Below are 26133 nucleotides of genomic sequence, written 5' to 3'. Positions count from 1 at the left end.
AAATGGCGATTAAGAAGTATAAACCTACCTCTAACGGTCGACGTAATATGACAACTTCCGATTTTGCTGAGATCACTACAGACAAACCGGAAAAATCATTACTTGCTCCTTTACACAGCAAAGGCGGCCGTAATAACCAAGGTAAGTTAACAGTTCGTCATCAAGGTGGCGGCCACAAGCGTCAATACCGTATCATCGATTTCAAACGGAATAAAGATGGTATACCAGGACGCGTTGCTACTATTGAGTACGATCCAAATCGTTCTGCAAACATTGCATTAATTAATTACGTTGATGGAGAAAAACGTTATATCCTAGCTCCGAAAAACCTAGAAGTAGGTTTGGAAGTTATGTCAGGTCCAGAAGCTGACATCAAAGTGGGTAACGCTCTACCTCTTATTAACATCCCAGTTGGTACAGTAATTCATAACATCGAACTTAAACCAGGAAAAGGTGGACAATTAGTCCGTTCAGCAGGTACATCTGCTCAAGTACTTGGTAAAGAAGGTCGTTATGTACTTGTACGTTTAAACTCAGGTGAGGTTCGTATGATTCTTGCTACTTGCCGTGCTTCAATCGGTCAAGTTGGTAATGAACAACATGAACTTATCAACATTGGTAAAGCTGGCCGTAACCGTTGGTTAGGTAAACGCCCAACAGTTCGTGGATCTGTAATGAACCCGAATGATCACCCACACGGTGGTGGTGAAGGTAAAGCACCAATCGGACGTAAATCACCAATGTCTCCATGGGGTAAACCTACTCTTGGATTCAAAACTCGTAAGAAGAAAAATAAATCCGATAAATTTATCGTACGTCGTCGTAAAAAATAACGGGATTGAGCTACGGTTCATATATAGAACCGTAGAACAGTCACGAAGGGAGGTACTCGCATGGGTCGTAGCTTAAAAAAAGGGCCTTTTGTTGATGATCATTTATTGGTAAAAGTTGAAAAATTAAATGAAGCTGACAAGAAACAGGTAGTAAAAACTTGGTCTCGTCGTTCAACAATCTTCCCGCAATTCATCGGACACACAATCGCCGTTTATGACGGTCGTAAGCATGTGCCGGTTTATGTAACAGAAGATATGGTAGGTCACAAACTAGGCGAATTCGCGCCTACACGCACTTATAAAGGTCACGCAAGTGATGACAAGAAAACAAGACGTTAATGAGAGGAGGGCATCTCATGCAAGCTAAAGCTGTCGCTAAAACAGTTCGTATTGCTCCTCGGAAAGTGCGTTTAGTCGCAGATTTAATTCGAGGAAAACAAGTAGGTGAAGCAGTAGCGATTCTTCGCTTAACACCAAAATCTGCTTCTCCAGTCGTAGAAAAAATTCTGAAATCTGCTATCGCAAATGCAGAACACAACTACGAAATGGATATTAATAACCTAGTCGTTTCAGAGGCATACGTTAACGAAGGACCAACATTAAAACGTTTCCGTCCTCGCGCTCAAGGTCGTGCGAGTGCAATAAACAAACGTACTAGTCATATTACAATCGTTGTATCAGAAAAGAAGGAGGGGTAATCTGTGGGTCAAAAGGTAAATCCAATCGGTATGCGTATCGGGATAATCCGTGACTGGGAATCCAAATGGTACGCTGATAAAGACTACGCAGTTCTTTTGCATGAAGACATCAAAGTTCGTGAATATATCGCGAAACGTCTAAATGATGCTTCAGTTTCAAAAGTTGAAATCGAACGTGCAGCTAACCGTATCAATGTATCTGTCCACACTGCTAAACCAGGAATGGTTATCGGTAAAGGCGGTACTGAAGTCGAAGCACTTCGTAAAGCTTTGAACCAGCTGACTGGCAAAAGAGTTCATATCAATATCATTGAAATTAAAAGAGCAGATCTTGACGCAAAATTGGTTGCTGAAAACATCGCTCGTCAATTAGAAAACCGTGTTTCATTCCGACGCGCTCAAAAGCAAGCTATCCAACGTACTATGCGTTCTGGAGCAAAAGGAATCAAAACTCAAGTTTCTGGTCGTCTTGGCGGTGCTGATATTGCTCGTGCTGAACATTACAGCGAAGGAACAGTTCCACTTCACACACTTCGTGCTGACATAGATTATGCTCATGCTGAAGCAGATACTACTTACGGTAAGCTAGGCGTGAAAGTTTGGATCTACCGTGGAGAAGTTCTTCCTACTAAGAAGAAATCTGAGGAAGGAGGAAAATAATATGTTATTGCCAAAACGCGTAAAATACCGTCGTGAACACCGCGGTAAGATGAGAGGGATGGCTAAGGGCGGCACTGAAGTTCATTTCGGAGAATTTGGACTTCAAGCTCAAGAAGCTTCCTGGATCACGAACCGCCAAATCGAAGCAGCTCGTATTGCGATGACTCGTTATATGAAACGTGGAGGAAAAGTTTGGATCAAAATCTTCCCAAGCAAACCTTACACAGCTAAGCCGCTTGAAGTACGGATGGGTTCCGGTAAAGGTGCTCCTGAAGGATGGGTAGCAGTAGTTAAACCGGGCAAAGTTATGTTTGAAATCTCTGGTGTATCTGAAGAGGTGGCAAGAGAAGCATTGCGCCTTGCAGCACACAAACTTCCAATCAAATGCAAGTTTGTAAAAAGAGAGGAAATTGGTGGTGAAACAAATGAAAGCTAATGAAATCAAAGATCTAACCACTGCTGAAATTGAACAAAAACTAAAATCTCTTAAAGAAGAACTATTTAATCTTCGTTTCCAGTTAGCTACTGGACAACTTGAAAATACAGCTCGCATCCGTGAAGTTCGCAAATCGATTGCTCGTATGAAAACAGTTGTTCGTCAAAGAGAGATCGGTGTCACTAATCGATAATGAATGGAGGTTTGCAGAATGAGCGAACGCAACCAACGCAAAATCTACACTGGACGCGTAGTATCCGACAAAATGGATAAAACAGTTACAGTTGTTGTAGAAACCTATAAAAAGCATTCTTTATACGGTAAACGCGTGAAATACTCTAAAAAGTTTAAAGCTCATGACGAGCTAAACGAAGCTAAAGCAGGCGACGTAGTACGTATCATGGAAACTCGTCCACTTTCAGCTACAAAACGCTTCCGTCTTGTAGAAGTAGTAGAAAAAGCAGTAATCATTTAATATAGTTCGGATTAAGCTAATTCCGAAGGGAGGTACCGTACATGATTCAACAAGAATCTCGTTTAAAAGTCGCTGACAATTCAGGTGCTCGTGAAGTGCTAACAATTAAAGTCCTAGGTGGTTCTGGCCGTAAAACTGCAAACATCGGTGATATCATCGTTTGTACAGTCAAACAGGCAACACCAGGAGGCGTTGTTAAAAAAGGTGAAGTCGTTAAGGCTGTTGTTGTCCGTACAAAACGTGGTATGCGTCGTCCTGACGGTTCTTACATTCGTTTCGATGAAAACGCATGTGTAATTATCCGTGACGATAAGAGCCCACGTGGAACACGTATTTTTGGACCTGTTGCTCGTGAATTACGTGACAATAGTTTCATGAAGATCGTTTCTCTTGCTCCAGAAGTTCTATAATATGTAAAATTTGTATAAAGCCTTTCAAGGAGGTGCCAAGCTAATGCATGTTAAAAAAGGTGACAAAGTCGTAGTCATCTCTGGTAAGGACAAAGGCAAACAAGGAACAATTCTTTCAGCATTTCCGAAACAAAATCGTGTGCTTGTAGAAGGAATTAACATCGTGAAAAAGCATTCCAAGCCATCTCAACTTAATCCACAAGGTGGAATTATCAGCAAAGAAGCTGCTATTCACGTATCCAATGTAATGCCACTTGATCCTAAATCAGGTAAACCGACTCGTGTTGGATATAAGATCGAAAATGGTAAAAAAGTACGCGTAGCTAAAATTTCAGGTGAATCTTTAGATAAATAAGTCATAAATGAAGGGAGGTACACTAAGCAATGAGCCGCCTTAAAGAAAAATTCAAAAGTGAAATTACACCGTCATTGATGGGTAAATTCAACTATCAATCAGTAATGCAAGTACCAAACATTGAGAAAATCGTTATTAACATGGGTGTGGGTGACGCAGTATCTAACTCGAAAGCTTTGGATACGGCTGTTGAAGAACTTACATTGATCACTGGTCAAAAACCAGTTATAACTAAAGCAAAAAAATCAATCGCAGGCTTCCGTTTGCGTGAAGGTATGCCTATCGGAGCGAAAGTTACATTACGTGGAGAGCGTATGTATCAATTCCTTGATAAGCTAGTATCTGTATCTTTACCGCGTGTACGTGATTTCCGCGGCGTTTCAAAGAAATCCTTTGACGGACGTGGGAACTATACATTAGGCGTTAAAGAACAACTTATCTTCCCTGAGATTGATTACGATAAAGTGAGCAAAGTTCGTGGTATGGACATCGTTATCGTAACGACTGCCAACACTGACGAAGAAGCTCGTGAACTACTTACTCAAGTTGGAATGCCGTTCCAAAAGTAATCTCTAAATAAAGGGAGGCGAAATCGTGGCTAAAAAGTCTATGATCGTAAAGCAAAAACGCGAACAGAAGTTTAAAGTACAAGAATATACACGTTGCGAACGTTGCGGACGTCCACATTCTGTATTACGTAAATTTAAACTTTGTCGTATTTGTTTCCGCGAACTTGCATATAAAGGACAAATTCCTGGCGTTAAAAAAGCTAGCTGGTAAAACCCGAGTTTGGGAAGGAGGTAAAATATAATGGTCATGACAGATCCTATTGCAGATATGCTTACTCGCATCCGTAATGCGAATATGGTTCGTCACGAAAAACTGGAAGTTCCTGCTTCAAAGATCAAAAAGGAAATTGCTGAGATCTTAAAAAGTGAAGGCTTCGTACGTGACTTTGAATTAATCGAAGACAACAAACAAGGTATCATCCGTATCTTCTTAAAATACGGTGCAAACAACGAACGTGTTATCACTGGTCTAAAACGTATCAGCAAACCTGGTTTGCGTGTATATGCAAAAACTGGAGAGGTACCACGCGTTCTTAACGGTTTAGGTATCGCAATTGTTTCTACTTCTCACGGAGTTTTAACAGACAAGGAAGCTCGCTCTAAACAAGTTGGCGGAGAAGTTTTAGCATACGTTTGGTAATACATTTTCACAAGAATGGAGGTGCACATTATGTCTCGTATAGGTAAAAAACCTATTGAAATCCCTGCAGGCGTGACAGTTACTGTTACTGGAAGTGAAGTAACTGTTAAAGGACCTAAAGGTGAATTAACTAGATCATTCAATCCTGACCTTTCAATCGTTGTTGAAGAGAACGTGTTAACTGTTACACGTCCGTCTGACGAGAAGGCTCACCGTTCTTTACACGGTACTACTCGCGCACTTATCTCTAACATGGTTGAAGGCGTATCAACAGGTTTCGTAAAATCACTTGAACTTATTGGGGTTGGGTACCGTGCACAAAAGCAAGGTAACAAGCTTGTCCTTAACGTAGGATATTCCCACCCTGTAGAAATAGAGCCAGAAGCTGGCGTTGAAGTCGAAGTTCCTTCTAATACAAAAGTAATCATCAAAGGTGCAAGCAAAGAACGTGTAGGAGCTCTAGCAGCTAATATCCGTGATGTTCGCCCGCCTGAACCGTATAAAGGTAAAGGTATCCGTTACGAAGGCGAATTCGTTCGTCGTAAAGAAGGTAAAACTGGTAAGTAATGCCGCATAAGTAAACGAAAGGAGTGACGTAAATGATTACGAAGCTTGATAAAAATGCTACTCGTCAGAAAAGACATGCACGTGTACGTGCTAAGCTTTCTGGAACAGAAGCTCGTCCTCGTTTAAATGTGTTTCGTTCAAACAAACACATTTACGCACAATTAATTGACGATGCAAAAGGCGTAACATTAGCAAGTGCTTCAACTCTTGATAAAGAGATCAGTATCGAAGCTAGTAGCAATGCTGAAGCAGCTCAAAAAGTTGGCGAACTTATTGCGAAACGTGCTGTTGAAAAAGGTTTCAAAGCTGTGGTATTTGACCGCGGTGGTTACCTCTTCCATGGTCGTGTTAAAGCATTGGCTGACGCTGCTCGTGAAAACGGCTTAGAATTTTAATGGATAAGGAGGGACATAACAGATGCGTAGCATTGATCCTAATAAATTAGAACTTGAAGAACGCGTAGTTACAGTAAATCGTGTAGCTAAAGTTGTTAAAGGCGGACGTCGTTTCCGTTTCACTGCACTAGTTGTTGTTGGTGATAAAAATGGTCATGTTGGATTTGGTACTGGTAAAGCTCAAGAAGTTCCGGATGCTATCCGTAAAGCTATTGAGGATGCTAAGAAAAATCTAATTACTGTACCAATGGTTGGTACTACTATTCCTCACCTTGTGAACGGTCGCTATGGCGCAGGTCACATTCTATTGAAACCAGCTTCTGAAGGTACAGGAGTAATTGCTGGAGGTCCTGTTCGTGCGGTACTTGAATTAGGCGGAGTTAGCGATATCTTGTCTAAATCACTAGGTACTAATACACCTATTAATATGGTTCGCGCAACAATCGAAGGATTGAAGCAATTGAAACGTGCTGAAGACGTAGCTAAGTTACGTGGAAAATCAGTACAAGAACTGTTAGGATAAGGAGGGAAATCGAATTATGGCTAATAAATTAGAAATTACCCTCACTCGCAGCTTGATTGGTCGTCCTGAAGATCAACGTGTTACAGTTAACACTTTGGGTTTACGCAAAATGCATCAAACGGTTGTTCAAGAAGATAACCCTGCGATTCGCGGTATGATTACCAAAGTTGCTCATCTTGTTACTGTAAAAGAACAATAAAAAAATTTTTAACTTAACAAGGAGGTGCCAACATGAAACTTCATGAGTTAAAAGCTGCAGAAGGTTCTCGTAAAGAACGTAAACGTAAAGGTCGCGGTATTGGATCTGGTAACGGTAAAACAGCAGGTAAAGGACACAAAGGACAAAACGCTCGCTCCGGCGGCGGTGTGCGTCTTGGATTTGAAGGGGGTCAAACTCCTCTATTCAGACGTTTACCTAAACGTGGATTTACCAACATCAACCGTAAAGACTACGCTATCGTGAATCTTGATACGTTAAATCTTTTCGAAGACGGTACTGAAGTAACACCAGCTCTTTTACTTGAGACTGGGGTTGTAAGTAAAGAAAAAGCAGGAATCAAAATTCTTGCCAAAGGAAGCATTGAGAAAAAGCTTACTGTTAAAGCTCACAAATTCTCGTCTACTGCTAAAGAAGCTATCGAAGCTGCTGGCGGTAACACAGAGGTGATCTAATGTTTCGCACGATCTCCAATTTTATGCGCGTGGGTGAAATAAGGAATAAGATTATTTTTACCCTTCTAATGTTAATCGTCTATCGCATCGGTACATTTATACCTGTACCGCATGTGAATGCCGATTTTCTCGCTGAACAGGACCAGCTGAGCGTCATCGGTCTTTTAAATACCTTTGGCGGCGGAGCGCTGCAAAACTTCTCCATATTGGCGATGGGTATCATGCCGTACATCACGGCATCCATCATCGTTCAGCTGTTACAGATGGATGTTGTTCCTAAGTTCACTGAATGGTCTAAACAAGGGGAAGCAGGGCGTCGTAAATTAGCTCAATTCACTCGTTACTTCACTATTATCCTAGGATTTATCCAAGCTGTTGGTATGTCTTATGGGTTCAATAATATGTCAGGTGGCCAGTTGATTGAAAATCCTGGAATTGCAACATACTTGCTTATTGCGACTGTCTTAACGGCAGGAACAGCTTTTCTTTTGTGGTTAGGGGAGCTGATCACTTCTAAGGGTGTGGGTAATGGGATCTCCATCATAATCTTTGCTGGTATCGTAGCTAGTTTGCCAAATACGGCAAATCAGATTTACGCCCAACAATTTGAAAATGCCGGTGATCAATTATTCTTGCGAATAATAACGATTATCCTCATTGTTTTAGCAGTATTAGCAATCGTGGTTGCTGTTATCTTCATTCAGCAGGCATTACGAAAAATTCCTATTCAGTATGCGAAACGTGCTGCGGTAGGTCGTACACAAATGGGTGGCCAGTCTACTCATTTACCATTGAAAGTAAATGCTGCGGGGGTTATTCCGGTAATCTTTGCAATGGCATTTATCATCACTCCAACTACAATCGCTTCTTTCTTTGGAAAGAACAGCGTGACTAGCTGGATATCAACAAACCTTGATTACACCAAGCCTATTGGTATGATCATCTATGTTGCTCTTATCATTGCTTTTGCGTATTTTTATGCATTCATTCAGGTTAACCCTGAACAAATGGCTGAGAATTTGAAAAAGCAAGGTGGCTATGTGCCGGGGATTCGTCCAGGTAAGAGTACACAAGAATATTTAACACGTGTTTTATACCGTCTGACGTTTGTAGGCTCTATATTTTTAGCCATCATTGCCGTTTTACCGGTATTTTTCATTAAGCTTGCTGATCTACCTCAATCTGCACAGATTGGTGGCACCAGTTTGCTGATCGTAGTGGGGGTTGCCCTTGATACGATGAAGCAGCTGGAATCACAACTTGTGAAGAGACACTATAAAGGCTTTATAAAGTAATGAGTTTTGGGAACGGCTTGTTCCCTTTACCCATTATAGAGTTTGAGGGGGAAGAAAATTGAATCTAGTGTTAATGGGTCTGCCGGGTGCTGGTAAGGGCACTCAAGCTGAACAAATCGTAGAAAAATATAATATCCCTCATATCTCTACTGGAGATATGTTCCGAACAGCTATCAAAGATGGAACAGATTTAGGTCTAAAGGCGAAATCATTCATGGACAAAGGCGAATTGGTACCTGATGAAGTTACCATTGGCATCGTACGTGAACGTTTAAGCAAGGAAGACTGCCTCAAAGGATTTTTGCTTGATGGATTTCCACGTACTGTGGCACAGGCGGAAGCACTTGAAGGCATTCTTACTGATTTAGATCGCAAAATGAATTTTGTCATTAATATCGATGTTGATAAAAGCATCTTAATGGAAAGATTGACAGGACGTCGTATTTGCAAATCATGTGGTGCGACATACCATCTTGTATTCAATCCCCCCGCTAAAGATGATGTATGCGACCGCTGCGGCGGAGAGTTATATCAACGTGCCGACGATAATGCAGAAACGGTTCAAAATCGCTTAGATGTGAATTTGAAACAAACCAAGCCACTTCTTGATTTCTACGGAGATAAAGGATACTTGGTCAACATTAACGGACAGCAAGATATTAATAAGGTATTTGAAGATATCGATGTGTTGCTTGGTGCTTTACAAAATTAATCATTCGTATTGATTTATGAAATTCATACCATTTTTATAACTTACTAGTTAAACTTGGTGCATTCCTATAATACAAAGGGTATAATGGATTTCGCGAGAGCATTCGCACATTTATTAATCAGGTTCTTGTACTTGGTATTCCCTGAATTGGGCGATTACTTTTTAAGTGATCTTCATGGACATATCCGGTCGGCAAAATTGATGAAGAAATGCAGTGACTCTATTGGGATTCCTAAAGAGTCGTGATATAGAGGGTTGAAAGAAGCTATGTCAGGCGTGCGCCTTTCAAACATCTCCCATGCTATTCAAACCTATGTCGAGACTAATTGCTTCTCTATTTTGAGAGTATGTCGGTCACGGAATCGGTCAAGACTTACATGAGGACCCATAAAATCCTCATTTCGGTCCAACTGATAAAGGTCCTCAGTTAAAGCCTGGTTCTACAAAATGGTGAATACTTGATGCAGAATTGTAAGACTTATGAGGATAATTGGACTGTAGTAATGTTGACGGAAAGATGTGTACCTTTAATAGGTTCACGCATAGAGAAGGGAGAATCACTTTAATGGCGAAAGATGATGTAATTGAAGTAGAAGGCACAGTACAAGAGACTTTGCCAAATGCAATGTTTAAGGTAGAATTAGAAAATGGTCATACTGTTTTAGCTCATGTATCCGGTAAAATTCGTATGCACTTTATTCGCATTTTGCCTGGAGATAAAGTTACGGTTGAGCTTTCCCCGTATGATCTAACTCGCGGCAGAATCACATACCGGTTCAAATAATCCGGTTACGCTCCGATCTGTATAAGGAGGTTAGATAGCAATGAAAGTCAGACCATCAGTCAAACCAATCTGCGAAAAGTGTAAAGTTATCCGCAGAAAAGGTAAAGTTATGGTTATTTGCGAAAACCCTAAACATAAACAAAAACAAGGCTAAATAGAAGGAGGTGCACTCAAGCATGGCACGTATTGCTGGAGTAGATATTCCCCGTGACAAACGTATTGTTATCTCATTAACATATATTTATGGTATTGGAAAACAAACAGCGATCAAGATTCTTGCAGAAGCAGGCGTTTCTGAAGAAACTCGCGTTCGTGACTTAACGGAAGACGAATTGAACAAAATTCGTGATATCATTGACAAGCTTAAAGTAGAAGGCGACCTTCGTCGTGAAATCTCCCTAAACATCAAACGTTTAATGGAAATCGGTTCTTACCGTGGTTTACGTCACCGTCGTGGTCTTCCTGTTCGCGGTCAAAATACAAAAAACAATGCTCGTACGCGTAAAGGACCTCGTCGTACTGTAGCTAACAAGAAAAAATAATTAGTAAAGGAGGTTACTTTTCATGGCACGTAAAACTAATACACGTAAACGTCGTGTGAAAAAGAATATAGAAACTGGTATTGCACATATTCGTTCAACATTCAATAACACTATCGTTACGATCACTGACTCTCATGGTAATGCTATTTCATGGTCAAGTGCTGGAGCTCTAGGATTCCGTGGATCTCGTAAATCCACTCCATTCGCTGCACAAATGGCTGCTGAAACAGCTGCTAAAACATCAATTGAACATGGTATGAAAACTCTTGAAGTTACAGTTAAAGGACCTGGTGCTGGACGTGAAGCTGCTATTCGTGCACTTCAAGCTGCTGGCCTAGAAGTAACTGCAATTAAAGATGTAACTCCAGTTCCACATAACGGATGCCGTCCACCAAAACGTCGCCGTGTTTAATTTTTCTGTATAGATTTTGTATTCCTGTCAATAATGGGATATAATACTGAGTTTGCGTTCTTACAGAGGATTAATTTTCAGTTGTTGCGCACAGCGGGAACGTATACATGGGGAATTTCGGTTTAAGTGACTTCGTTTACTTGCCGGGGTTTTGACGTTTTGAAGGAGGGTTTATTGATGATCGAAATAGAAAAACCAAAAATCGAAACGGTTGAAATCAACGACGATACCAAATACGGTAAATTCGTCGTAGAGCCACTAGAGCGTGGGTATGGTACTACATTGGGTAACTCCTTACGTCGTATCCTTTTATCCTCACTCCCAGGTGCTGCTGTCACAGCTATACAAATTGATGGAGTGCTACATGAGTTCTCAACAATTGAAGGCGTCGTGGAAGATGTAACATCTATCATTCTTAATGTAAAAAAACTAGCTCTTAAGATTTACTCTGATGAAGAGAAGACGCTAGAAATTGACGTTCAAGGTGACGGAGTCATCACGGCTGCTGATATCACTCATGATAGTGATGTAGAAATTCTTAATCCGGATTTATATATTGCTACAATTGGTAAAAACGGTCATATGCGTATGCGTTTATCTGCACGTCGCGGCCGCGGCTACACTCCTGCTGTTCAAAACAAGAGAGAAGACCAGCCAATTGGTGTAATTCCAATCGATGCTCTTTACACTCCAGTTTCACGCGTATCTTTCCAAGTTGAAAATACACGTGTTGGACAGTTGTCTAACTTTGACAAGTTAACGTTCGATGTTTGGACTGATGGCAGTACTGGTCCGCAAGAAGCGGTAGCACTTGGAGCTAAGATTTTAACAGAGCATTTAAATATCTTTGTTGGTTTAACCGATGAAGCTCAAAATGCTGAAATTATGGTTGAAAAAGAAGAAGATCAAAAAGAAAAAGTTCTTGAGATGACGATCGAAGAATTAGACCTTTCTGTTCGTTCTTACAACTGCTTGAAACGTGCTGGAATCAATACCGTTCAAGAGCTAGCTCATAAAACGGAAGAAGATATGATGAAAGTACGTAATCTAGGACGTAAATCACTTGAAGAAGTGAAAGCGAAACTAGAAGAATTAGGCTTAGGTCTTCGTAAAGACGACTGATAACATGGCGGAATCAATCCATTATGTTGTGAGCCTTGTTATAGACACACAATATAGAACTTCAACAAAGGAGGGAATCTCTAATGGGTTACAGAAAGTTAGGACGCACTAGCGCACAACGTAAAGCATTACTTCGTGATTTAGCTACGGATCTTATTATCCATGAGCGCATTGAAACTACTGAAGCACGTGCAAAGGAATTACGTTCTGTAGTAGATAAAATGATCACTCTTGGTAAACGTGGTGACTTGCATGCACGCCGTCAAGCTGCATCTTTCATCCGTAACGAAATCGCTGACGCTGAGAATGGCACAGATGCCCTTCAAAAACTATTCAGTGACGTGGCTCCACGTTATGAAGAACGTCAAGGTGGATACACTCGTATCATGAAAGTTGGTCCACGCCGCGGTGACGGTGCACCAGTCGTGGTTATTGAATTAGTTTAATAACAACGATGAAAAAGGGCTGGACAAATGAATATACTCACTTGTTCTATGCCCTTTTTCTATTTTTAAAATAGAAATTCTGTCATTTAGAAATTCGCATTGAGTGTTACGATGGCTGGCGGAACCTGTATTATGCAGGGAGCCTTCACGTCTAGCTCAAGCATCCCTTCCCGCTTTTGATAAGCGATTATAAGATAACCTGTTTTTCGTAACAGGCCCGCTGTTAGCTGCTCTTAATTTACCGAAAATTCTTTCGGTGGAAGGGGTGCAGCGTTTTTTTATATTTTCAGAAGGAAAAACCACTATATTTATATAAGTGAGCAGAGTTTAGATTAGACGAGTGCAGTCGAGGACGAGGAGGGCCACATGGTGAAGAAGCTGGTTTCTTTAAATAATATTGTTTTTAAATATGAGGGTCAGTCTCGAAACGCCTTGGATGATGTTTCTTTTGATATTCATCAGGGGGAGTGGCTTGCGATTGTCGGACATAATGGTTCTGGCAAGTCGACATTAGCGAAGTTACTGAATGGTCTTCAGTTCGCTAACTCAGGTACCATTACGATTAATGATCAACTTTTGACAGAAGAATCCGTTTGGGATGTACGCCAGAAAATTGGCATGGTTTTTCAAAACCCAGATAATCAATTTGTAGGCACTACAGTTCAGGATGATGTGGCTTTTGGTTTAGAAAACGCCGGTGTTTCTCAGCAGGTTATGGTGGAGCGTGTTCATGGTGCGTTAAATAAGGTTAAAATGAATGACTTTCTTAATCAAGAGCCGCACCATCTATCCGGCGGTCAAAAGCAAAGAGTGGCCATAGCAGGTGTAATAGCCTTGCAGCCAGACATAATCATCTTAGATGAAGCAACCTCCATGCTTGACCCAAGAGGCCGTGAAGAAGTGCTAGAAACAGTCAGGGAATTAAAGCAGGAAAACGAGATTACTGTCATATCAATCACCCATGATCTTGAGGAAGCCGCGAAAGCTGATCGAATGATAGTCATGAACCAAGGTCGGTTATATCGTGAAGGATCGCCTCAGGATATTTTTGAGTTAGAGGAAGAATTGATTGCTCTTGGTCTGGATATTCCCTTTTCAGTGAAACTAACCAAGGAGTTACAAAAAAATGGTGTTCGTGTAGTTGATGGGCATTTGACAGAGGAAGAGTTGGTGAAGGATTTATGCGAATTACACTCGATGATGTAGAATACCGCTATCAGGTGAATACTCCTTTTGAACATCTAGCCCTTCATGATGTCAATATTTCAATGGAGCCGGGAACCTATACCGCGATCATCGGGCATACAGGGTCCGGGAAATCCACGCTACTGCAGCATTTGAATGCTCTTTTAAAACCGACGAAGGGTCGGGTTTTCATTGGGGATCGGACGATTGAAGCCGGAAGAAAAGAAAAGGATTTGCGGCCAATAAGACAAAAGGTCGGAATTGTTTTTCAGTTTCCGGAACATCAGTTATTTGATGAAACGGTTGAAAAGGATATATGTTTCGGGCCGATGAATTTTGGCGTTTCTGAAATCGATGCTAAGAAACTGGCCAGGAAAGCCATCGCACAAGTCGGATTGAATGAGGAAATTCTTGAAAAATCTCCATTCGACTTATCCGGCGGACAAATGCGGCGGGTGGCCATTGCTGGGGTACTTGCCATGGAGCCGGAAGTATTGGTACTTGATGAGCCCACAGCGGGACTGGATCCGAGAGGACGCAAAGAAATCATGGATATGTTTTATGATCTGCATAAAGCAAGGAGCATATCAACGATTCTGGTGACACATAGCATGGAGGATGCAGCCAAGTACGCGGATGACATCATTATCATGCACAAGGGTACGGTGTTCAAAAAAGGAACCCCCCAGGAAATTTTCTCAGAGCCGGAACAATTAATGGAGCTTGGCCTGGATGTCCCTGATACGGTCCGTTTTCAGCTAAAGCTCCAGAAGGAACTTGGTGTCCGGTTTGATCATCCATGTCTTAATATCGGTGATTTAGCGATAGAAATAGATAAAGCCATGAAACGGGGGAACCGCTGATGCTGGATAAAATGATTATCGGGCGTTATGTCCCTGCAAATTCACTGATGCACAAGATGGACCCAAGGGCTAAGTTGCTCCTCGTGTTCCTGTTTGTTTGTGTCGTCTTTTTGGCGAATAATGTCGTTTCTTACGGTTTGCTTGCTGTATTCACCACCCTTTTGATCAGTCTTTCCAAAATACCGCTTCGCTATCTTTATAATGGGTTAAAACCAATCTTTTTCTTGATCGTATTTACATTCCTTCTCCATATATTTTTTACGAAAGAAGGGGAATTGCTTTTTGAATACGGTTGGTTTGAAATCTATGAAGGCGGTCTGATTCAAGGGTTTTTCATATCCGTTAGATTTACTTTACTAATCCTTGTTACGTCACTTCTAACTTTGACGACATCCCCGATATCCATTACAGATGGGATGGAAGAGCTGTTGGGTCCCTTGAAAAAGTGGAAGATGCCTGTACACGAACTGGCATTGATGATGTCCATTGCCCTTCGATTCATTCCAACGCTAATGGAGGAAACGGAAAAAATCATGAAGGCCCAAACTGCAAGGGGCGTTGACTTTTCATCTGGACCGATAAAGGACAGGGTTAAATCGATTGTACCGCTGCTTGTTCCTTTATTTGTTAGTTCGTTCAAACGGGCCGAGGAATTGGCAACTGCCATGGAATCAAGAGGATACCGTGGCGGGGAAGGCCGCACAAAATACCGCCAATTGGACTGGAAGACGAGTGATAGTCTTTTGATGGTCTCAATAGGCATTCTAACGGTCATGTTATTTTTATTACGTTCATAATAAGGAAGAGAACTATGCCAAAATATAAATGTGTGATCGCTTATGACGGCACGGATTTTGCTGGTTATCAGGTACAGCCTGAGAAACGCACCATACAAAGTGAATTCGAGGCAGTCTTGGCCCAAATGCATAAAGGCACAATTATAAAAGTGACTGCTTCAGGCAGGACAGATTCAGGGGTCCATGCAAAGGGGCAGGTACTCCACTTTGAATCGCCCCTTACATTCCCTACGGAAAATTGGGTAAAGGCGTTCAGCGCCCTTCTTCCGACCGATATCATCGTTCTGGAAGTCGAAGTCGTGCCTGACGATTTTCATGCGAGGTTCCATACGACTGGGAAAGAGTACCGTTATATCATAGCCCGCTCGAAACTGCGGGATCCGTTCCAGCGGAATTACGCCTATCATTATCCCTACCCATTAGATGGGGAGGCGATGAGGGAAGCAATCTCCTATTTGATAGGGACACATGACTTTACAAGTTTTTGTTCGGCAAAAACGGAAGTTGTCGATAAAGTTCGAACGATACAAGTTATGGATTTTGAAGAGAGCGATGGTTTCATGGTTTTCCGCTTCGTTGGCGAAGGTTTTTTATATAACATGGTGCGTATCTTGGTTGGGACGCTCCTGGATGTCGGCAGCGGTAAGATGTCACCCCGTGACATGAGCGGGATTTTGGCCAAGAAGGACCGCAGTTTTGCAGGGAAAACAGCGCCAGCCCAAGGCTTGTATTTATGGAAAGTATTTTACAAATAAAAATATTTTCGAAGTGATACCAGTTTTTTTACAACTGGAAAACGGGATGAAATCAGTAATGGAGCGGTTTGTCGCTATACTGACCTTTTTATGGAGTTACAGAGAGTGTTTTATAGACAACTTATCCTAGTGTAACATTCCCTTGACAATGAATCTGGGAGAAGTTAATATAATATGGTATGTATTTTAATCCCACGATAAGCCCCGGAAGTTTATTGTGATTGAAAATAAATATAAAAAATTAAAAAGTTTTTTAGGAGGTTAACCATGCGTACGACATTTATGGCGAAAGCTAATGAAGTAGAACGTAAATGGTATGTGATTGACGCTGAAGGCAAAACTTTGGGTCGCCTTTCTACTGAAGTAGCATCCATCTTACGTGGTAAACATAAACCAACTTTTACACCGAACATTGACACTGGTGATCATGTAATTCTAATCAATGTTGAAAAAATCCACTTGACTGGTAAAAAATTGACAGACAAAATTTATTACCGTCACACTATGCATCCAGGCGGTCTTAAAACTAGAACTGCTCTTGAAATGCGTACAAACTACCCTGAGAGAATGCTTGAACTTGCTATCAAAGGTATGCTTCCAAAGAATTCTCTTGGTCGTCAAATCTACAAAAAATTACACGTATACGCTGGAGCTGAGCACCCACACGCTGCTCAACAACCAGAAGTATACGAATTACGCGGATAATTACTAAGGAGGTTACTATCTTGGCACAAGTTCAATATTATGGTACTGGTCGCCGTAAGAGCTCAGTAGCTCGTGTACGTTTAGTACCAGGCGAAGGTCGCATCGTTATTAACGGTCGTGACATCAATGAATATATTCCTTTCGCAGCATTACGTGAAGTTGTTAACCAACCACTAGTTGCAACAGAAACTACTGGAAATTACGACGTTCTAGTAAACGTTAGCGGTGGTGGATACACTGGTCAAGCTGGAGCAATCCGTCACGGTATCGCCCGTGCATTGCTTCAAGTTGATCCAGAATACCGTCCATCTCTTAAAACTGCTGGTTTACTAACTCGTGACCCACGTATGAAAGAGCGTAAAAAATACGGTCTTAAAGGCGCACGTCGTGCACCTCAGTTCTCAAAACGTTAATTCTATTACCGTTTCAAAGACTCTCAACCATTTCGGTTGGGGGTCTTTTTTATGCCCGGAAAATGAGGGACTGAAATATATTAAAAAGCATAACTGGGATATCCCAGTTATGCTTTATTTTACATACTCTATTGTTAACAATTTTAGTTATGAGATTTACTCTCGCTTTTTTTGATTACCGCTTTTCTCGGCATGAAGCATGCGAAAATTAAAGCCACAAAAGATAAGACTAACATAAAAACATAGGCATCACTTGAGCCAAAGATAGAAGCTAATGCCTTTAGTTGAATAGCTGATATATTTTCATTTTTCATTGATAGCTCAGAAGCATGTGAAGTTGCTTGCATTGTATACACTGTGATGACGACTGCCGTTCCAATAGCACCTGACAATTGGCGGATGGTATTATTTACAGCTGAACCATGGGAACCCAATTCTCTTGGTAAAGCATTCAACCCTGCTGTATTTAATGGCATGGTAATAAAGCTCAAACCAATTCGTAATATTATGGTACGAACCATTAAATAGCTATAGGTTGTGGATTCGTTTATATCTATGACTCCCCACATCGAAACAATGATAAATAACAAACCTGTAATAAAGAGTGGTTTTGCACCATATTTATCATACATTTTACCTGTGACAGGGGATAAGAAGGCATTAATCACAGCTCCAGGTAATAACAGTAAACCTGCTTCAAATGCTGTAAAACCTCGTCCATTTTGCAAGTAAATTGGTAATAGAATCAAATCCGCATACATGATCATCGTAATTAGTATATTGATGAAAGATGTGAGCGTGAAAATTTTATACTTGAATACAGATAAATTCAATAATGGATCGCTGGATTTCATTTGACGTAAACAAAATAGGGTCGTCACGATCATTCCGACAATTATTATAATAATGACTACGAGATCATCCCAGCCCTTGCTTCCTGCGCTGCTAAATCCAAATAATATACAGCCAAAACCAATCGTTGATAAAATGACACTTGCGAGATCTAATTTTGCTTTTGTTGTCTCGGCAACATTCATTAAATATTTGATCGCTAGAACTATGACGATTAATATAAAGGGAATTAACCCAATAAATAGCCATCTCCATGAAACATATTCAATGATAAAACCAGATAATGTAGGGGCTATGGCTGGAGCAAAAATCATCGCAAAGCCAATTGTCCCCATAATACTTCCACGCTTTTCGCTAGGATATAAATATAAAATAACTGTCATCATTAGAGGCATAATAATTCCGGCACCAATTGCTTGAATCATTCTTCCCGTTAGCAGCACGCCAAAATTCCCCGCACATGCACAAAGTACAGATCCGATGAACAAAAAGAACATCGAGCTAATAAAAAGCTGTCTTGTTGTACACCGTTTCATTAAAAAGGCAGTAATCGGCACTAAAACACCGTTCACTAGCATGAACCCTGTTGATAACCATTGTACAGTTGCGGCGGTTACATCAAATACTTCCATTAAACCACTCAATGCAACATTTAATAAAGTCTGATTTAAGGTCGATAAAAAACAGCCAGCAATCAGTACAATTAATAAAACTTTTTTATTTCCTTCTGTTATGTCCATTTCATTCGTAAACCCCTTTGTTTTTGACTTGCATTCTCAACATCGTGTCGATAAAATCGATGGTAACAAAAATATTTGTTGCTTACCATGAACAGTTTTCCTGAACATGTTCACTAATCGACATAGAAATATATGCTGTTGAGAAAGTCAGGGAAAAATCTATAAAGGAGTTTAAAATGTCTATATCTAAAAAAGAAGATCCTCGCACAATTCGCTCAAGAGAGATGTTTAAAAACGCTGTCATCACTCTCTTATGCGAGGACCCCATTATTTCAAATTTAACGGTTCAGAAAATCGCAGCCAAAGCGGGATTAAACCGGACAACATTTTACTTACACTATCAGGATATTCAAGATTTACTAACGCAAATAACCGATGAGATTTTAAATGAGCTTTCTGATAAGGTTGTTGCTTTAATGCATGCGAAAGATTTATCAGAAAAGCAACAGCTGACACAATTACTTGATTATTTATATATCCATCGAAATTATTTACTTATTTTATTTAAAACGAATCAGTTTGAGGAACAATTGTTTTCTTTATTAAAGCAATTAGTGGAAATAAGAAGGAAGAATACCAAGAAGGATTTACCTGCTGATTATGTTGATATTGACATTAAAACAGCCTCATTGGCAGGCATTATAATATGGTGGTTAAGAAAGGGGCTTCATTTTAGTTCAGATTATATTGCCAATCAAATTTATTTAATGTACAGAGTGCAATGGTGCTAAAACCGATTAAATGTGCCCGGAAAAAGATAAGACCACATCACGCACCATGAACCTTCTGCGTCATTATAAATCCATCCCAGTCTTCCAGCCTCAATGTAATGAAACGCCGCGGTAAGGGGCTTCAGATGGTGATGACAGCATGTTCCATTTGTTTACACATGAGTTTATTTATGGAATACAGAATTATTTGTAAAATCCATATTTATTAAGTTTCTATTTAGGAGTATGATAATACTTAAAAAAGAAAGAGGACTTCATATGAATTCAACATACTCACCGATTGAAACAACTAAAACAAAAGCCTTGGTCATCAATGCGCTATTCATTGCATTAACCCTTGTAGCGACAATGTTCATCAACATCAAGCTCCCAATAATGGGTAACGGAGGCCTGGTCCATCTTGGTAACGTTCCCCTTTTTATAGCAGCCTTGGTATATGGCAAAAAAACAGGGGCGATAGCAGGCGCCTTCGGTATGGCCTTCTTCGATCTATTCTCCGGTTGGGCAGCGTGGGCACCGTTTACATTCGTCATCGTAGGAGCAATGGGCTTTCTAGCCGGCCTTATATCCGAAAAGGTACCGGGAAAAAGAGAACTTGTATACTCTATCGCCGTTGCCGTTGCATTGGTTATAAAAATCGTCGGCTACTATTTTGCCGAAGTTATTCTTTATGGTAACTGGATACAGCCATTCGGCTCCATCCCCGGAAACGTAATGCAGGTCGTAATAGCCGGTATAATCGTAGTGCCGCTTGCTGGACGATTAATGAAAAGAGCTGGACAGATATAAAGTAAAACATGGGAAACCATGTAGCACCACCGATTGAATTTCGGACAGTAAAAAAACTTCCTGCCAATTGAGCGGGTATTAAATGACTTCGCTATAATAAAATGTTATATCAAAGGACATCCGTTCATCATGGATGTCCTTTTTTCTTAATAAATCTCAAATAGTACTGATTAAAGTCCAAAGAGACATGCGCAGTGAGCGACCCAAGTCGGCAAGGTCAGCCTCAGGTAGCGGCCCGAGGGGCGGTTTATGGATGATGGTTCCAAGTTTTCTGCCATGCAGTCTGCCCTTTGACAGGCTTATTAGCATATTGCATATCGATAGGCCTTTTTCTTTTTACCTGCCGAACCTATCCTCATTATTTTTTGCCAATAGAATAAATGAATGGTTCAAAATAGAACGCAAAAACTAAATTATGTCTTGGGAAATAATTTTGGGAAATGGGGAATTGCCCCGGAGGTGAATTATGGCTGTCATATTAGGTTTACAGGAGATGCAAAGGGAAAGGCAATTGAAGTTCGAACGCAGGCTGCTCAGGGAACTTTCCATCGAGGATATGAAGGGAAGGATCCAGCGGTACTTCGGACAGGATTTGATGGATGTTTTGGAGGAAGGCTACTTTGATGTTGCCATCGAGGCTTATTTATTAGGAGCGAACTATAGTAAGTTTGGCTATTATGGTGAGTCGGAAGAAGATGTAAGGTCCAGGTGCTGGAAGGAAGAGAAGTTTTTGGTCGATACTCTTTTTAACTTTATTTTGTATTGGCGTGAAGTTACAGCGAATAATGCTTTTGATGAAGGTCTGTTTTATTGCTGTGAAGGGTTTGTGGGGGATTGGTGGCTGGACGGCTTCAAGACTGGTGAAAAACGTTATAAAATGAAACTGCATTAAGAAGGCAAAAATCCCATTCCTTGTTCTAATTCCATGGTTTGTCCCATACTTTTTAGTAGAGAGATCATGGAAGGGGAACGGTCATGCGCAGAAAGCTGAAATATACAGGAATCGCTATGGGATTGTTTGTCCTTTTTTTAATTGTGACTTTTAAATTTGTTGAAGATGATTCTTGGGACTCCTGGAACCTTCCGTTGGCAGGTAAGGTCATCATTCTGGATGCAGGTCACGGAGGAATGGACGGCGGGGCAAATGTACAAGAGGTTATGGAAAAGGAAATTGCCCTTTCCGTTTCATTAAAGGTCAGGGACTATTTGCAGGAACAGGGTGCCCTTGTCATCATGACCCGTGAGAAGGATGAGGATTTGGCACAGGGAAATACAAAGGGAATCCGCCAGCGAAAACAGGAGGACTTACGGAACCGGGTTGAAATGATCAATGATTCGGAAGCGGACTTATTCTTAAGCATTCATTTGAACTCTTTTCCATCAGCGTCATCTAAAGGTGCCCAGACCTTTTATACAAGCAGGTATGAGGAAAATGAACAGGTGGCAAAATTCATTCAGACTGAAATCATTAGAAACCTGGAAAATACAAAGCGTGATGCAAAAACGATTAATAATGTGTATTTGATGAATTATGCTAAGAAACCGGGAGCGCTTGTGGAAATTGGCTTTCTTTCCAATTCAGAGGAAAGGGAACGCCTTATCAGTGATAAGTATCAAGAAAAGGTTGCCAGCTCGATATATATGGGTATTTTACGGTACTTTACAGAGGAAAAAGTATCGGATGATGAGTGATGTCTGGGTCTTGTAAGGTACAAGGCCTTTTTATTATGGGAAATTATCAGGTATCGCATGAGGGTCAGATAATAATCTTTCTTTTCGTAATATGTTATACTGAAAAATGGGAAAATAAATTTCAAAGGGGTGCTCGACTTGTTAACAGAAGAGAAAGTACTGAATTTATTAAAGGATCTTAAAGACCCTTTTCTACATAAAAACCTTGAAGAAACAAATGGAATTATAGAAATCAAAATAAAACCTGAAAAGAATCATGTAAGCGTTAAACTCGCGATTGCGAAAACGGGGACTGCCGAGCAAATGCAAATGCAATCGGAAGTTGTGGACTTGCTGAAAACGAACGGAGCGGAATCGGTAGGCATCCGTTTCACGGAACTTTCAGAAGAGGAGTTAGCCAAGCACCGTGAAAGCATTCCTCAGGATGAAGCGGACCAAGGCTTGCTTGGACCTAACAGCAAGACACAATTCATCGCAATCGCCAGCGGTAAGGGCGGAGTGGGAAAATCTACGATTTCAGTGAATTTCGCCACTTCACTTGCTCGTTTAGGTAAAAAGGTCGGGCTGGTTGATGCCGATATTTATGGATTCAGCGTACCTGATATGATGGGGATAACAAAAAGACCGGTTGTTCGCGGCGAAAAAATCATTCCTGTAGACCGGTTTGGCGTTCAAGTTATCTCAATGGGCTTTTTTGTAGAGGATAACGCGCCGATCATCTGGAGAGGGCCGATGCTGGGGAAAATGCTCAACAGTTTCTTTAATGAAGTGGAATGGGGAGATTTGGACTATTTGGTCCTTGACTTACCGCCGGGCACAGGCGATGTTGCTTTGGACGTGCATACGATGCTCCCTTCATGTAAAGAAATCATCGTTACGACACCGCATCCGACTGCTGCCTTCGTTGCTGCAAGAGCTGGTGCCATGGCCATCAAGACAGAACACGAAGTCATTGGTGTCATAGAGAATATGTCATTCTTCGAAAGTAAAACGACCGGTGAAAAAGAATATGTATTCGGAAAAGGCGGCGGCGAGAAGCTTGCAGAAGAGCTTCGTACAGAAGTTTTAGGTCAACTTCCCCTGCAACAGCCGGATTGGAACGAAGAGGACTTTGCTCCATCCATTTACGCAGCGGACCATAGGCTCGGCCGGATTTACGAAGATATTGCTAAAAAGGTCATTGAAAAACTACAATAAAAATAAGGCTGATTCCGATTGGGATCAGCCTTATTTCATTCTTTTTACTTTTTCTCCTTCTCGGCCGCTTTAGTGGCTGCTTTATCCAATTTCTCTTGCATTTTCGCTTGAACGAGAGGACTCTCCATGGTTTCAATGATCAGCTCTTTGTAGACCGACCGCATCTCCTTGGTTTTTAATAACTTATTTATTTCTTTTTCCATATCCGGTTCTTTCATTATTTCCATGAGCATTCCACGATACTGAGGATCAGCAGTCAGGTCCTTCAATACCTTTTTATGTTCGTCTTCTAATGCTTTAGCATAAGCGGAAGCGAATTCAGGATCATTGAATGTCTTTTTCCAAAATTCCTTCCCTTTATCTGAAGTGACCATATCTTCAATGGATTTTTTAATGTCATCTGAATCCATAATAAGTTCAGCTTTCGTTTTATCATCAGTAATGATATCCTGGATGGCTTTTTTTCCATCATCTGTCTTCAAGATATCGACGACCATTTTCTTTGTCTCTTCATATTCCATTTTTTCTGCGCCTGCTCCATTTTGAGCACAACCGGAACAAACGAGTAAGAATGACGTGAAAAGCAAAGCAACTCCCACTCTCATACGCAGGGCCCCTTTCATCCTTCTTACTGTTAATATGGTTCCATTCGGCGATATTATTCCTTAGTGGAATAAGTGGATTTTTCCAAATTTGGTTGGTACAATTAAGGAAATGAAATAGAAATGTATGGAGGAAAACAATGAACAGCCGTAATTTAGTTAAATTGTTTTTAACAACATTGCTTATAGGTGGTGTAACGGGCGGAGTTGTAGGGTTCTTGGCTCGATGGAGTGAGTTTAAGCCTTATTTTTCTTCTTTTGAAGTCAGTGCCATCCTATCAACTTTTATTTGGTTATTCGGTGTTGGATTAATTTTCAGTGTCATAAGCCAAGCCGGCTTTTTTGCCTATTTAACGATACATCGTTTTGGTCTGGGGATATTTAAAAGCGCTTCCTTATGGAATGCCGTTCAACTTGTACTCATTCTTTTTGTTGTATTCGATCTTGTTTACCTGCGATATCTCAGCTTTGGTTCAGGCGAGGGGATCAGTTCCTACATCGTGTTAGCATTGGTTGTGTTGGCTGCAGGGCTTGTTACAGCTTATTTCAAAATGAAACAAACGAATAAACAGTCGTTCATACCGGCCTTGTTTTTCATGGTCGTGGTCACGGTTTTGGAGTGGATACCTGTCCTGAGTGCCAATGATGAAAGCTGGCTTTACTTCATGCTGTTTCCGCTGCTAGTCTGCAATGCTTATCAATTATTGGTCCTGAGCAAATTGATTGAACGTTCACAAAAGGAATTGGCCAGTAAAAGAGGGCGTAAGCAACCTCCGGCAAAGGGAAAGATGAAAGCCGGTGAACTAGGTAAAGGCAGCTAACCTATATGTAAGTCGGGCCATACATAAGGAAAAACTGCGTACTAAAGGTTCATGGAAACCATTAGTACGCAGTTTTTTTCGGTCAGCGGATTTCCTCACTGCTTGCTGACGAATTGGAAATCATCTCTGAAACATTAACGAAGTTTAAATTTTTTGATCGAAGTTCACTTATTAACTCCGGCAAGGCCTTATTCGTTTGTTTTGCTGAGTCTGAAGCATGTAATAAGATGATATCACCCTTTTGGGCCTTGGTGATGTTCTGAAGGATCCGATCCACACCTGGATTGGTCCAATCCTTTGAATCAATGCTCCAATGGACAACGGTATATCCGAATTTCTCGCTGATCTTTAAGAGGCGTTTATCAAAGTGACCGGTGGGAGCGCGTAAAAGTTCTATATTCTTTATATTAAGTTTTTTAAATGCTTCCTGGGCTCTAGAAATATCCCGGATGATTTCTTGATCTTCCATGTCGGAATAATCCTTATAATCGTAACCAAGCATGCCGATTTCATATCCTTCTTTCACAATTTCCGCTACTATGTCCGGATGACGTTCAGCCCAAGATCCCGAGAGGAAAAAAGTGGCGGATTTAATCTTTTCCCTTTTTAATGTCTCAATTATCGGAGCGGCTTTCTCATCACCCCAGCCAATATTGAACGTGATCGCAACATTCTTTTCCCCTTTATAAACCGCTTTAGGCCCATCTTCTGTAGAAAAAACGGGGGCATGAAGAATGTTTTGTACAAAAAGGAACCAAGCGGTAAACAGTGCCGTAAGTAATATTAACGAATAATATTTGATCTTCTTGGCTTGAAGCACCATGAAAAATTTCATTAATCCATCCCCTTGTCCAAAGTACTCTTGTCTTCAAATTTATGCGCGAGGATTATTGTTATGCAAAAAAATCAGTTGAAAGTTCATAAAAATGATGGCAATGGGGAATGCTGTCTGGTGGAGGTGTGAACCATGCTCGGTTTATTGATTAATGACAAGGAAAAGATGGAATTGGAGTACCTTTTAAAAAGAGAGATGGATGAAATACTATTCGATTTGCAGGATGACAGACTCGATCACTTAGTCAAAAGGGCAATAAACGAGAAATATAACATCCTTTTCAGACTGTTTAAAAGGGTGAGCACCGAGGAGGAATGCCTAATGTATATGAGGGGAAAAATGAATTTATCCAAGTGGGATCAGTCATGATATTTAAAAGTGAATTATATTCAAAAAATCTATTGACTATTGATTTATACGCTGGTATATTATAAAAGTTGCTGCAACGTACAAGCTTTTGAAAAAGAATGAAAAAAACTTTTTAAATAAAGTTGTTGACGAAGCAGTGATAAGATGTTAAGATATTAAAGTCGCTAAGAGATATGGCGAACAAATTGCTCTTTGAAAACTGAACAAAACAAAGCGCCAACGTTAAATTTTAAGTGAGCAC

41 protein-coding genes are annotated in these 26133 nt (G+C 40.8%); 38 read left to right on the top strand and 3 right to left on the bottom strand.

Going from position 1 to position 26133, the window contains the following annotated elements:
* The first annotated feature begins 2 nt into the window (after positions 1–2).
* The 31 genes from rplB to rpsI all read left to right on the top strand — a co-directional run bounded on the left by rplB (position 3) and on the right by rpsI (position 17264).
* On the top strand, positions 3–833 hold the full coding sequence (gene rplB / locus J7E52_RS24950) for a 50S ribosomal protein L2 (RefSeq protein ID WP_034305021.1): 831 nt from the start codon (positions 3–5) through the stop codon (positions 831–833).
* Positions 834–893: 60 nt separating this feature from the next.
* Positions 894–1172 carry a 30S ribosomal protein S19 gene (rpsS, locus tag J7E52_RS24945; protein ID WP_034305018.1) on the top strand — a complete coding sequence of 93 codons (279 nt, stop codon included), beginning with the start codon at positions 894–896 and terminating at the stop codon, positions 1170–1172.
* A gap of 17 nt (positions 1173–1189) precedes the next feature.
* On the top strand, positions 1190–1531 hold the full coding sequence (gene rplV / locus J7E52_RS24940) for a 50S ribosomal protein L22 (RefSeq protein WP_034305017.1): 342 nt from the start codon (positions 1190–1192) through the stop codon (positions 1529–1531).
* A gap of 3 nt (positions 1532–1534) precedes the next feature.
* Entirely contained in the window at positions 1535–2191 is a 657-nt protein-coding gene (rpsC, locus tag J7E52_RS24935) for a 30S ribosomal protein S3 (protein ID WP_034305014.1), read from the top strand.
* Between the two features lies 1 nt (position 2192).
* On the top strand, positions 2193–2627 hold the full coding sequence (gene rplP / locus J7E52_RS24930; protein WP_034305012.1) for a 50S ribosomal protein L16: 435 nt from the start codon (positions 2193–2195) through the stop codon (positions 2625–2627).
* Positions 2617–2820 (top strand): 50S ribosomal protein L29, encoded by a 204-nt coding sequence (rpmC, locus tag J7E52_RS24925; RefSeq protein ID WP_034305010.1) that lies wholly within the window; start codon positions 2617–2619, stop codon positions 2818–2820. The genes rplP and rpmC overlap by 11 nt, the downstream gene beginning before the upstream one ends.
* 18 nt (positions 2821–2838) lie before the next feature.
* On the top strand, positions 2839–3102 hold the full coding sequence (rpsQ, locus tag J7E52_RS24920; RefSeq protein ID WP_048677887.1) for a 30S ribosomal protein S17: 264 nt from the start codon (positions 2839–2841) through the stop codon (positions 3100–3102).
* 41 nt (positions 3103–3143) lie between these two features.
* Positions 3144–3512: a 50S ribosomal protein L14 gene (gene rplN / locus J7E52_RS24915; RefSeq protein ID WP_034305005.1), complete on the top strand. Its 369-nt coding sequence runs from the start codon at positions 3144–3146 to the stop codon at positions 3510–3512.
* A 43-nt stretch (positions 3513–3555) separates the two neighbouring features.
* Positions 3556–3867 carry a 50S ribosomal protein L24 gene (gene rplX / locus J7E52_RS24910; protein ID WP_214751051.1) on the top strand — a complete coding sequence of 104 codons (312 nt, stop codon included), beginning with the start codon at positions 3556–3558 and terminating at the stop codon, positions 3865–3867.
* Positions 3868–3896: 29 nt separating this feature from the next.
* Positions 3897–4436 (top strand): 50S ribosomal protein L5, encoded by a 540-nt coding sequence (rplE, locus tag J7E52_RS24905; protein ID WP_048677889.1) that lies wholly within the window; start codon positions 3897–3899, stop codon positions 4434–4436.
* 25 nt (positions 4437–4461) lie between these two features.
* Positions 4462–4647, top strand: a complete 186-nt coding sequence (locus tag J7E52_RS24900; protein ID WP_034304998.1) for a type Z 30S ribosomal protein S14 — start codon at positions 4462–4464, stop codon at positions 4645–4647.
* A 30-nt stretch (positions 4648–4677) separates the two neighbouring features.
* On the top strand, positions 4678–5076 hold the full coding sequence (gene rpsH / locus J7E52_RS24895) for a 30S ribosomal protein S8 (protein ID WP_034304995.1): 399 nt from the start codon (positions 4678–4680) through the stop codon (positions 5074–5076).
* Positions 5077–5106: 30 nt separating this feature from the next.
* Complete coding sequence (gene rplF / locus J7E52_RS24890) at positions 5107–5643, top strand: 50S ribosomal protein L6 (RefSeq protein WP_076372861.1); 537 nt, start codon at positions 5107–5109, stop codon at positions 5641–5643.
* 32 nt (positions 5644–5675) lie between these two features.
* A complete protein-coding gene (gene rplR, locus J7E52_RS24885) occupies positions 5676–6038 on the top strand; it encodes a 50S ribosomal protein L18 (protein ID WP_063235799.1) in 363 nt (120 codons plus the stop codon).
* A 22-nt stretch (positions 6039–6060) separates the two neighbouring features.
* Complete coding sequence (rpsE, locus tag J7E52_RS24880; RefSeq protein ID WP_034304987.1) at positions 6061–6561, top strand: 30S ribosomal protein S5; 501 nt, start codon at positions 6061–6063, stop codon at positions 6559–6561.
* Positions 6562–6577: 16 nt separating this feature from the next.
* The gene (gene rpmD / locus J7E52_RS24875) at positions 6578–6760 is read left to right on the top strand and encodes a 50S ribosomal protein L30 (RefSeq protein WP_034304984.1); all 183 of its coding nucleotides are present in this window, start codon (positions 6578–6580) and stop codon (positions 6758–6760) included.
* Between the two features lie 32 nt (positions 6761–6792).
* On the top strand, positions 6793–7233 hold the full coding sequence (rplO, locus tag J7E52_RS24870; RefSeq protein ID WP_034304982.1) for a 50S ribosomal protein L15: 441 nt from the start codon (positions 6793–6795) through the stop codon (positions 7231–7233).
* Complete coding sequence (gene secY / locus J7E52_RS24865) at positions 7233–8528, top strand: preprotein translocase subunit SecY (RefSeq protein ID WP_214751049.1); 1296 nt, start codon at positions 7233–7235, stop codon at positions 8526–8528. Before rplO ends, secY begins: the two co-directional genes overlap by 1 nt.
* Before the next feature lie 58 nt (positions 8529–8586).
* Positions 8587–9240, top strand: a complete 654-nt coding sequence (locus J7E52_RS24860) for an adenylate kinase (protein ID WP_214751048.1) — start codon at positions 8587–8589, stop codon at positions 9238–9240.
* A gap of 565 nt (positions 9241–9805) precedes the next feature.
* On the top strand, positions 9806–10024 hold the full coding sequence (infA, locus tag J7E52_RS24855) for a translation initiation factor IF-1 (protein ID WP_028390440.1): 219 nt from the start codon (positions 9806–9808) through the stop codon (positions 10022–10024).
* A 40-nt stretch (positions 10025–10064) separates the two neighbouring features.
* Entirely contained in the window at positions 10065–10178 is a 114-nt protein-coding gene (rpmJ, locus tag J7E52_RS24850) for a 50S ribosomal protein L36 (RefSeq protein ID WP_003156543.1), read from the top strand.
* Between the two features lie 22 nt (positions 10179–10200).
* A complete protein-coding gene (gene rpsM / locus J7E52_RS24845; protein ID WP_034304978.1) occupies positions 10201–10566 on the top strand; it encodes a 30S ribosomal protein S13 in 366 nt (121 codons plus the stop codon).
* Between the two features lie 22 nt (positions 10567–10588).
* The gene (gene rpsK, locus J7E52_RS24840) at positions 10589–10978 is read left to right on the top strand and encodes a 30S ribosomal protein S11 (RefSeq protein WP_028390438.1); all 390 of its coding nucleotides are present in this window, start codon (positions 10589–10591) and stop codon (positions 10976–10978) included.
* Between the two features lie 177 nt (positions 10979–11155).
* Positions 11156–12100 carry a DNA-directed RNA polymerase subunit alpha gene (locus J7E52_RS24835; RefSeq protein WP_034304976.1) on the top strand — a complete coding sequence of 315 codons (945 nt, stop codon included), beginning with the start codon at positions 11156–11158 and terminating at the stop codon, positions 12098–12100.
* A gap of 83 nt (positions 12101–12183) precedes the next feature.
* The gene (gene rplQ / locus J7E52_RS24830; RefSeq protein WP_034304973.1) at positions 12184–12546 is read left to right on the top strand and encodes a 50S ribosomal protein L17; all 363 of its coding nucleotides are present in this window, start codon (positions 12184–12186) and stop codon (positions 12544–12546) included.
* Between the two features lie 366 nt (positions 12547–12912).
* Positions 12913–13752: an energy-coupling factor ABC transporter ATP-binding protein gene (locus J7E52_RS24825; RefSeq protein WP_214751046.1), complete on the top strand. Its 840-nt coding sequence runs from the start codon at positions 12913–12915 to the stop codon at positions 13750–13752.
* Entirely contained in the window at positions 13728–14594 is an 867-nt protein-coding gene (locus J7E52_RS24820) for an energy-coupling factor ABC transporter ATP-binding protein (protein WP_214751044.1), read from the top strand. The genes J7E52_RS24825 and J7E52_RS24820 overlap by 25 nt, the downstream gene beginning before the upstream one ends.
* Entirely contained in the window at positions 14594–15391 is a 798-nt protein-coding gene (locus tag J7E52_RS24815; RefSeq protein WP_214751042.1) for an energy-coupling factor transporter transmembrane component T family protein, read from the top strand. Before J7E52_RS24820 ends, J7E52_RS24815 begins: the two co-directional genes overlap by 1 nt.
* Positions 15392–15405: 14 nt before the next feature.
* A complete protein-coding gene (gene truA / locus J7E52_RS24810) occupies positions 15406–16146 on the top strand; it encodes a tRNA pseudouridine(38-40) synthase TruA (protein WP_214751040.1) in 741 nt (246 codons plus the stop codon).
* 267 nt (positions 16147–16413) lie between these two features.
* Positions 16414–16851 (top strand): 50S ribosomal protein L13, encoded by a 438-nt coding sequence (gene rplM / locus J7E52_RS24805; RefSeq protein WP_034304960.1) that lies wholly within the window; start codon positions 16414–16416, stop codon positions 16849–16851.
* A 20-nt stretch (positions 16852–16871) separates the two neighbouring features.
* A complete protein-coding gene (gene rpsI, locus J7E52_RS24800) occupies positions 16872–17264 on the top strand; it encodes a 30S ribosomal protein S9 (protein ID WP_034304957.1) in 393 nt (130 codons plus the stop codon).
* A 143-nt stretch (positions 17265–17407) separates the two neighbouring features.
* Here the strand turns inward: rpsI and J7E52_RS24795 are convergent, their stop codons facing one another.
* A complete protein-coding gene (locus tag J7E52_RS24795) occupies positions 17408–18856 on the bottom strand; it encodes a DHA2 family efflux MFS transporter permease subunit (protein WP_214751038.1) in 1449 nt (482 codons plus the stop codon).
* 176 nt (positions 18857–19032) lie between these two features.
* Here J7E52_RS24795 and J7E52_RS24790 point away from each other — a divergent pair, with 176 nt between their 5' ends.
* The 5 genes from J7E52_RS24790 (at position 19033) to J7E52_RS24770 (ending at position 23265) form a co-directional block, all read left to right on the top strand.
* Positions 19033–19587 (top strand): TetR/AcrR family transcriptional regulator, encoded by a 555-nt coding sequence (locus J7E52_RS24790; RefSeq protein ID WP_214751036.1) that lies wholly within the window; start codon positions 19033–19035, stop codon positions 19585–19587.
* 258 nt (positions 19588–19845) lie between these two features.
* On the top strand, positions 19846–20376 hold the full coding sequence (locus J7E52_RS24785; protein ID WP_214751034.1) for an ECF transporter S component: 531 nt from the start codon (positions 19846–19848) through the stop codon (positions 20374–20376).
* A 466-nt stretch (positions 20377–20842) separates the two neighbouring features.
* Entirely contained in the window at positions 20843–21268 is a 426-nt protein-coding gene (locus J7E52_RS24780; RefSeq protein WP_101225882.1) for a DUF2521 family protein, read from the top strand.
* Between the two features lie 83 nt (positions 21269–21351).
* Positions 21352–22068: an N-acetylmuramoyl-L-alanine amidase CwlD gene (gene cwlD / locus J7E52_RS24775; RefSeq protein WP_214751032.1), complete on the top strand. Its 717-nt coding sequence runs from the start codon at positions 21352–21354 to the stop codon at positions 22066–22068.
* A 138-nt stretch (positions 22069–22206) separates the two neighbouring features.
* Positions 22207–23265, top strand: a complete 1059-nt coding sequence (locus J7E52_RS24770; RefSeq protein ID WP_214751030.1) for an Mrp/NBP35 family ATP-binding protein — start codon at positions 22207–22209, stop codon at positions 23263–23265.
* A 44-nt stretch (positions 23266–23309) separates the two neighbouring features.
* Here the strand turns inward: J7E52_RS24770 and gerD are convergent, their stop codons facing one another.
* Positions 23310–23870: a spore germination lipoprotein GerD gene (gene gerD / locus J7E52_RS24765; RefSeq protein ID WP_214751028.1), complete on the bottom strand. Its 561-nt coding sequence runs from the start codon at positions 23868–23870 to the stop codon at positions 23310–23312.
* 137 nt (positions 23871–24007) lie between these two features.
* Between gerD and J7E52_RS24760 the strand changes: the two genes are divergently transcribed.
* Positions 24008–24688 carry a KinB-signaling pathway activation protein gene (locus tag J7E52_RS24760; protein WP_214751026.1) on the top strand — a complete coding sequence of 227 codons (681 nt, stop codon included), beginning with the start codon at positions 24008–24010 and terminating at the stop codon, positions 24686–24688.
* An 82-nt stretch (positions 24689–24770) separates the two neighbouring features.
* On the opposite strand, the gene pdaB is transcribed toward J7E52_RS24760, so the two are convergent.
* Complete coding sequence (pdaB, locus tag J7E52_RS24755; RefSeq protein ID WP_214751024.1) at positions 24771–25523, bottom strand: polysaccharide deacetylase family sporulation protein PdaB; 753 nt, start codon at positions 25521–25523, stop codon at positions 24771–24773.
* A gap of 132 nt (positions 25524–25655) precedes the next feature.
* Here pdaB and J7E52_RS24750 point away from each other — a divergent pair, with 132 nt between their 5' ends.
* Positions 25656–25892 carry a hypothetical protein gene (locus J7E52_RS24750; protein WP_214751022.1) on the top strand — a complete coding sequence of 79 codons (237 nt, stop codon included), beginning with the start codon at positions 25656–25658 and terminating at the stop codon, positions 25890–25892.
* Positions 25893–26133 lie beyond the last annotated feature (241 nt).

It is taken from the genome of Bacillus sp. ISL-34 (assembly GCF_018613325.1).
Taxonomy (GTDB): domain Bacteria; phylum Bacillota; class Bacilli; order Bacillales; family DSM-1321; genus Peribacillus.
The sequence above is the reverse complement of the archived record's forward strand: the minus strand, read 5'-3'. Positions and strand labels throughout refer to the sequence as shown.

Coding starts and splice junctions, on each gene's coding strand:
- rplB (WP_034305021.1), top strand. CDS start 3: ATGGCGATTAAGAAGTATAAACCTACCTCTAACGGTCGACGTAATATG.
- rpsS (WP_034305018.1), top strand. CDS start 894: ATGGGTCGTAGCTTAAAAAAAGGGCCTTTTGTTGATGATCATTTATTG.
- rplV (WP_034305017.1), top strand. CDS start 1,190: ATGCAAGCTAAAGCTGTCGCTAAAACAGTTCGTATTGCTCCTCGGAAA.
- rplP (WP_034305012.1), top strand. CDS start 2,193: ATGTTATTGCCAAAACGCGTAAAATACCGTCGTGAACACCGCGGTAAG.
- rpmC (WP_034305010.1), top strand. CDS start 2,617: ATGAAAGCTAATGAAATCAAAGATCTAACCACTGCTGAAATTGAACAA.
- rpsQ (WP_048677887.1), top strand. CDS start 2,839: ATGAGCGAACGCAACCAACGCAAAATCTACACTGGACGCGTAGTATCC.
- rplN (WP_034305005.1), top strand. CDS start 3,144: ATGATTCAACAAGAATCTCGTTTAAAAGTCGCTGACAATTCAGGTGCT.
- rplX (WP_214751051.1), top strand. CDS start 3,556: ATGCATGTTAAAAAAGGTGACAAAGTCGTAGTCATCTCTGGTAAGGAC.
- rplE (WP_048677889.1), top strand. CDS start 3,897: ATGAGCCGCCTTAAAGAAAAATTCAAAAGTGAAATTACACCGTCATTG.
- rpsH (WP_034304995.1), top strand. CDS start 4,678: ATGGTCATGACAGATCCTATTGCAGATATGCTTACTCGCATCCGTAAT.
- rplF (WP_076372861.1), top strand. CDS start 5,107: ATGTCTCGTATAGGTAAAAAACCTATTGAAATCCCTGCAGGCGTGACA.
- rplR (WP_063235799.1), top strand. CDS start 5,676: ATGATTACGAAGCTTGATAAAAATGCTACTCGTCAGAAAAGACATGCA.
- rpsE (WP_034304987.1), top strand. CDS start 6,061: ATGCGTAGCATTGATCCTAATAAATTAGAACTTGAAGAACGCGTAGTT.
- rpmD (WP_034304984.1), top strand. CDS start 6,578: ATGGCTAATAAATTAGAAATTACCCTCACTCGCAGCTTGATTGGTCGT.
- rplO (WP_034304982.1), top strand. CDS start 6,793: ATGAAACTTCATGAGTTAAAAGCTGCAGAAGGTTCTCGTAAAGAACGT.
- secY (WP_214751049.1), top strand. CDS start 7,233: ATGTTTCGCACGATCTCCAATTTTATGCGCGTGGGTGAAATAAGGAAT.
- infA (WP_028390440.1), top strand. CDS start 9,806: ATGGCGAAAGATGATGTAATTGAAGTAGAAGGCACAGTACAAGAGACT.
- rpmJ (WP_003156543.1), top strand. CDS start 10,065: ATGAAAGTCAGACCATCAGTCAAACCAATCTGCGAAAAGTGTAAAGTT.
- rpsM (WP_034304978.1), top strand. CDS start 10,201: ATGGCACGTATTGCTGGAGTAGATATTCCCCGTGACAAACGTATTGTT.
- rpsK (WP_028390438.1), top strand. CDS start 10,589: ATGGCACGTAAAACTAATACACGTAAACGTCGTGTGAAAAAGAATATA.
- J7E52_RS24835 (WP_034304976.1), top strand. CDS start 11,156: ATGATCGAAATAGAAAAACCAAAAATCGAAACGGTTGAAATCAACGAC.
- rplQ (WP_034304973.1), top strand. CDS start 12,184: ATGGGTTACAGAAAGTTAGGACGCACTAGCGCACAACGTAAAGCATTA.
- J7E52_RS24825 (WP_214751046.1), top strand. CDS start 12,913: ATGGTGAAGAAGCTGGTTTCTTTAAATAATATTGTTTTTAAATATGAG.
- J7E52_RS24820 (WP_214751044.1), top strand. CDS start 13,728: ATGCGAATTACACTCGATGATGTAGAATACCGCTATCAGGTGAATACT.
- J7E52_RS24815 (WP_214751042.1), top strand. CDS start 14,594: ATGCTGGATAAAATGATTATCGGGCGTTATGTCCCTGCAAATTCACTG.
- truA (WP_214751040.1), top strand. CDS start 15,406: ATGCCAAAATATAAATGTGTGATCGCTTATGACGGCACGGATTTTGCT.
- rplM (WP_034304960.1), top strand. CDS start 16,414: ATGCGTACGACATTTATGGCGAAAGCTAATGAAGTAGAACGTAAATGG.
- J7E52_RS24795 (WP_214751038.1), bottom strand. CDS start 18,856: ATGGACATAACAGAAGGAAATAAAAAAGTTTTATTAATTGTACTGATT.
- J7E52_RS24790 (WP_214751036.1), top strand. CDS start 19,033: ATGTCTATATCTAAAAAAGAAGATCCTCGCACAATTCGCTCAAGAGAG.
- J7E52_RS24785 (WP_214751034.1), top strand. CDS start 19,846: ATGAATTCAACATACTCACCGATTGAAACAACTAAAACAAAAGCCTTG.
- J7E52_RS24780 (WP_101225882.1), top strand. CDS start 20,843: ATGGCTGTCATATTAGGTTTACAGGAGATGCAAAGGGAAAGGCAATTG.
- cwlD (WP_214751032.1), top strand. CDS start 21,352: ATGCGCAGAAAGCTGAAATATACAGGAATCGCTATGGGATTGTTTGTC.
- gerD (WP_214751028.1), bottom strand. CDS start 23,870: ATGAGAGTGGGAGTTGCTTTGCTTTTCACGTCATTCTTACTCGTTTGT.
- J7E52_RS24760 (WP_214751026.1), top strand. CDS start 24,008: ATGAACAGCCGTAATTTAGTTAAATTGTTTTTAACAACATTGCTTATA.
- pdaB (WP_214751024.1), bottom strand. CDS start 25,523: ATGAAATTTTTCATGGTGCTTCAAGCCAAGAAGATCAAATATTATTCG.
- J7E52_RS24750 (WP_214751022.1), top strand. CDS start 25,656: ATGCTCGGTTTATTGATTAATGACAAGGAAAAGATGGAATTGGAGTAC.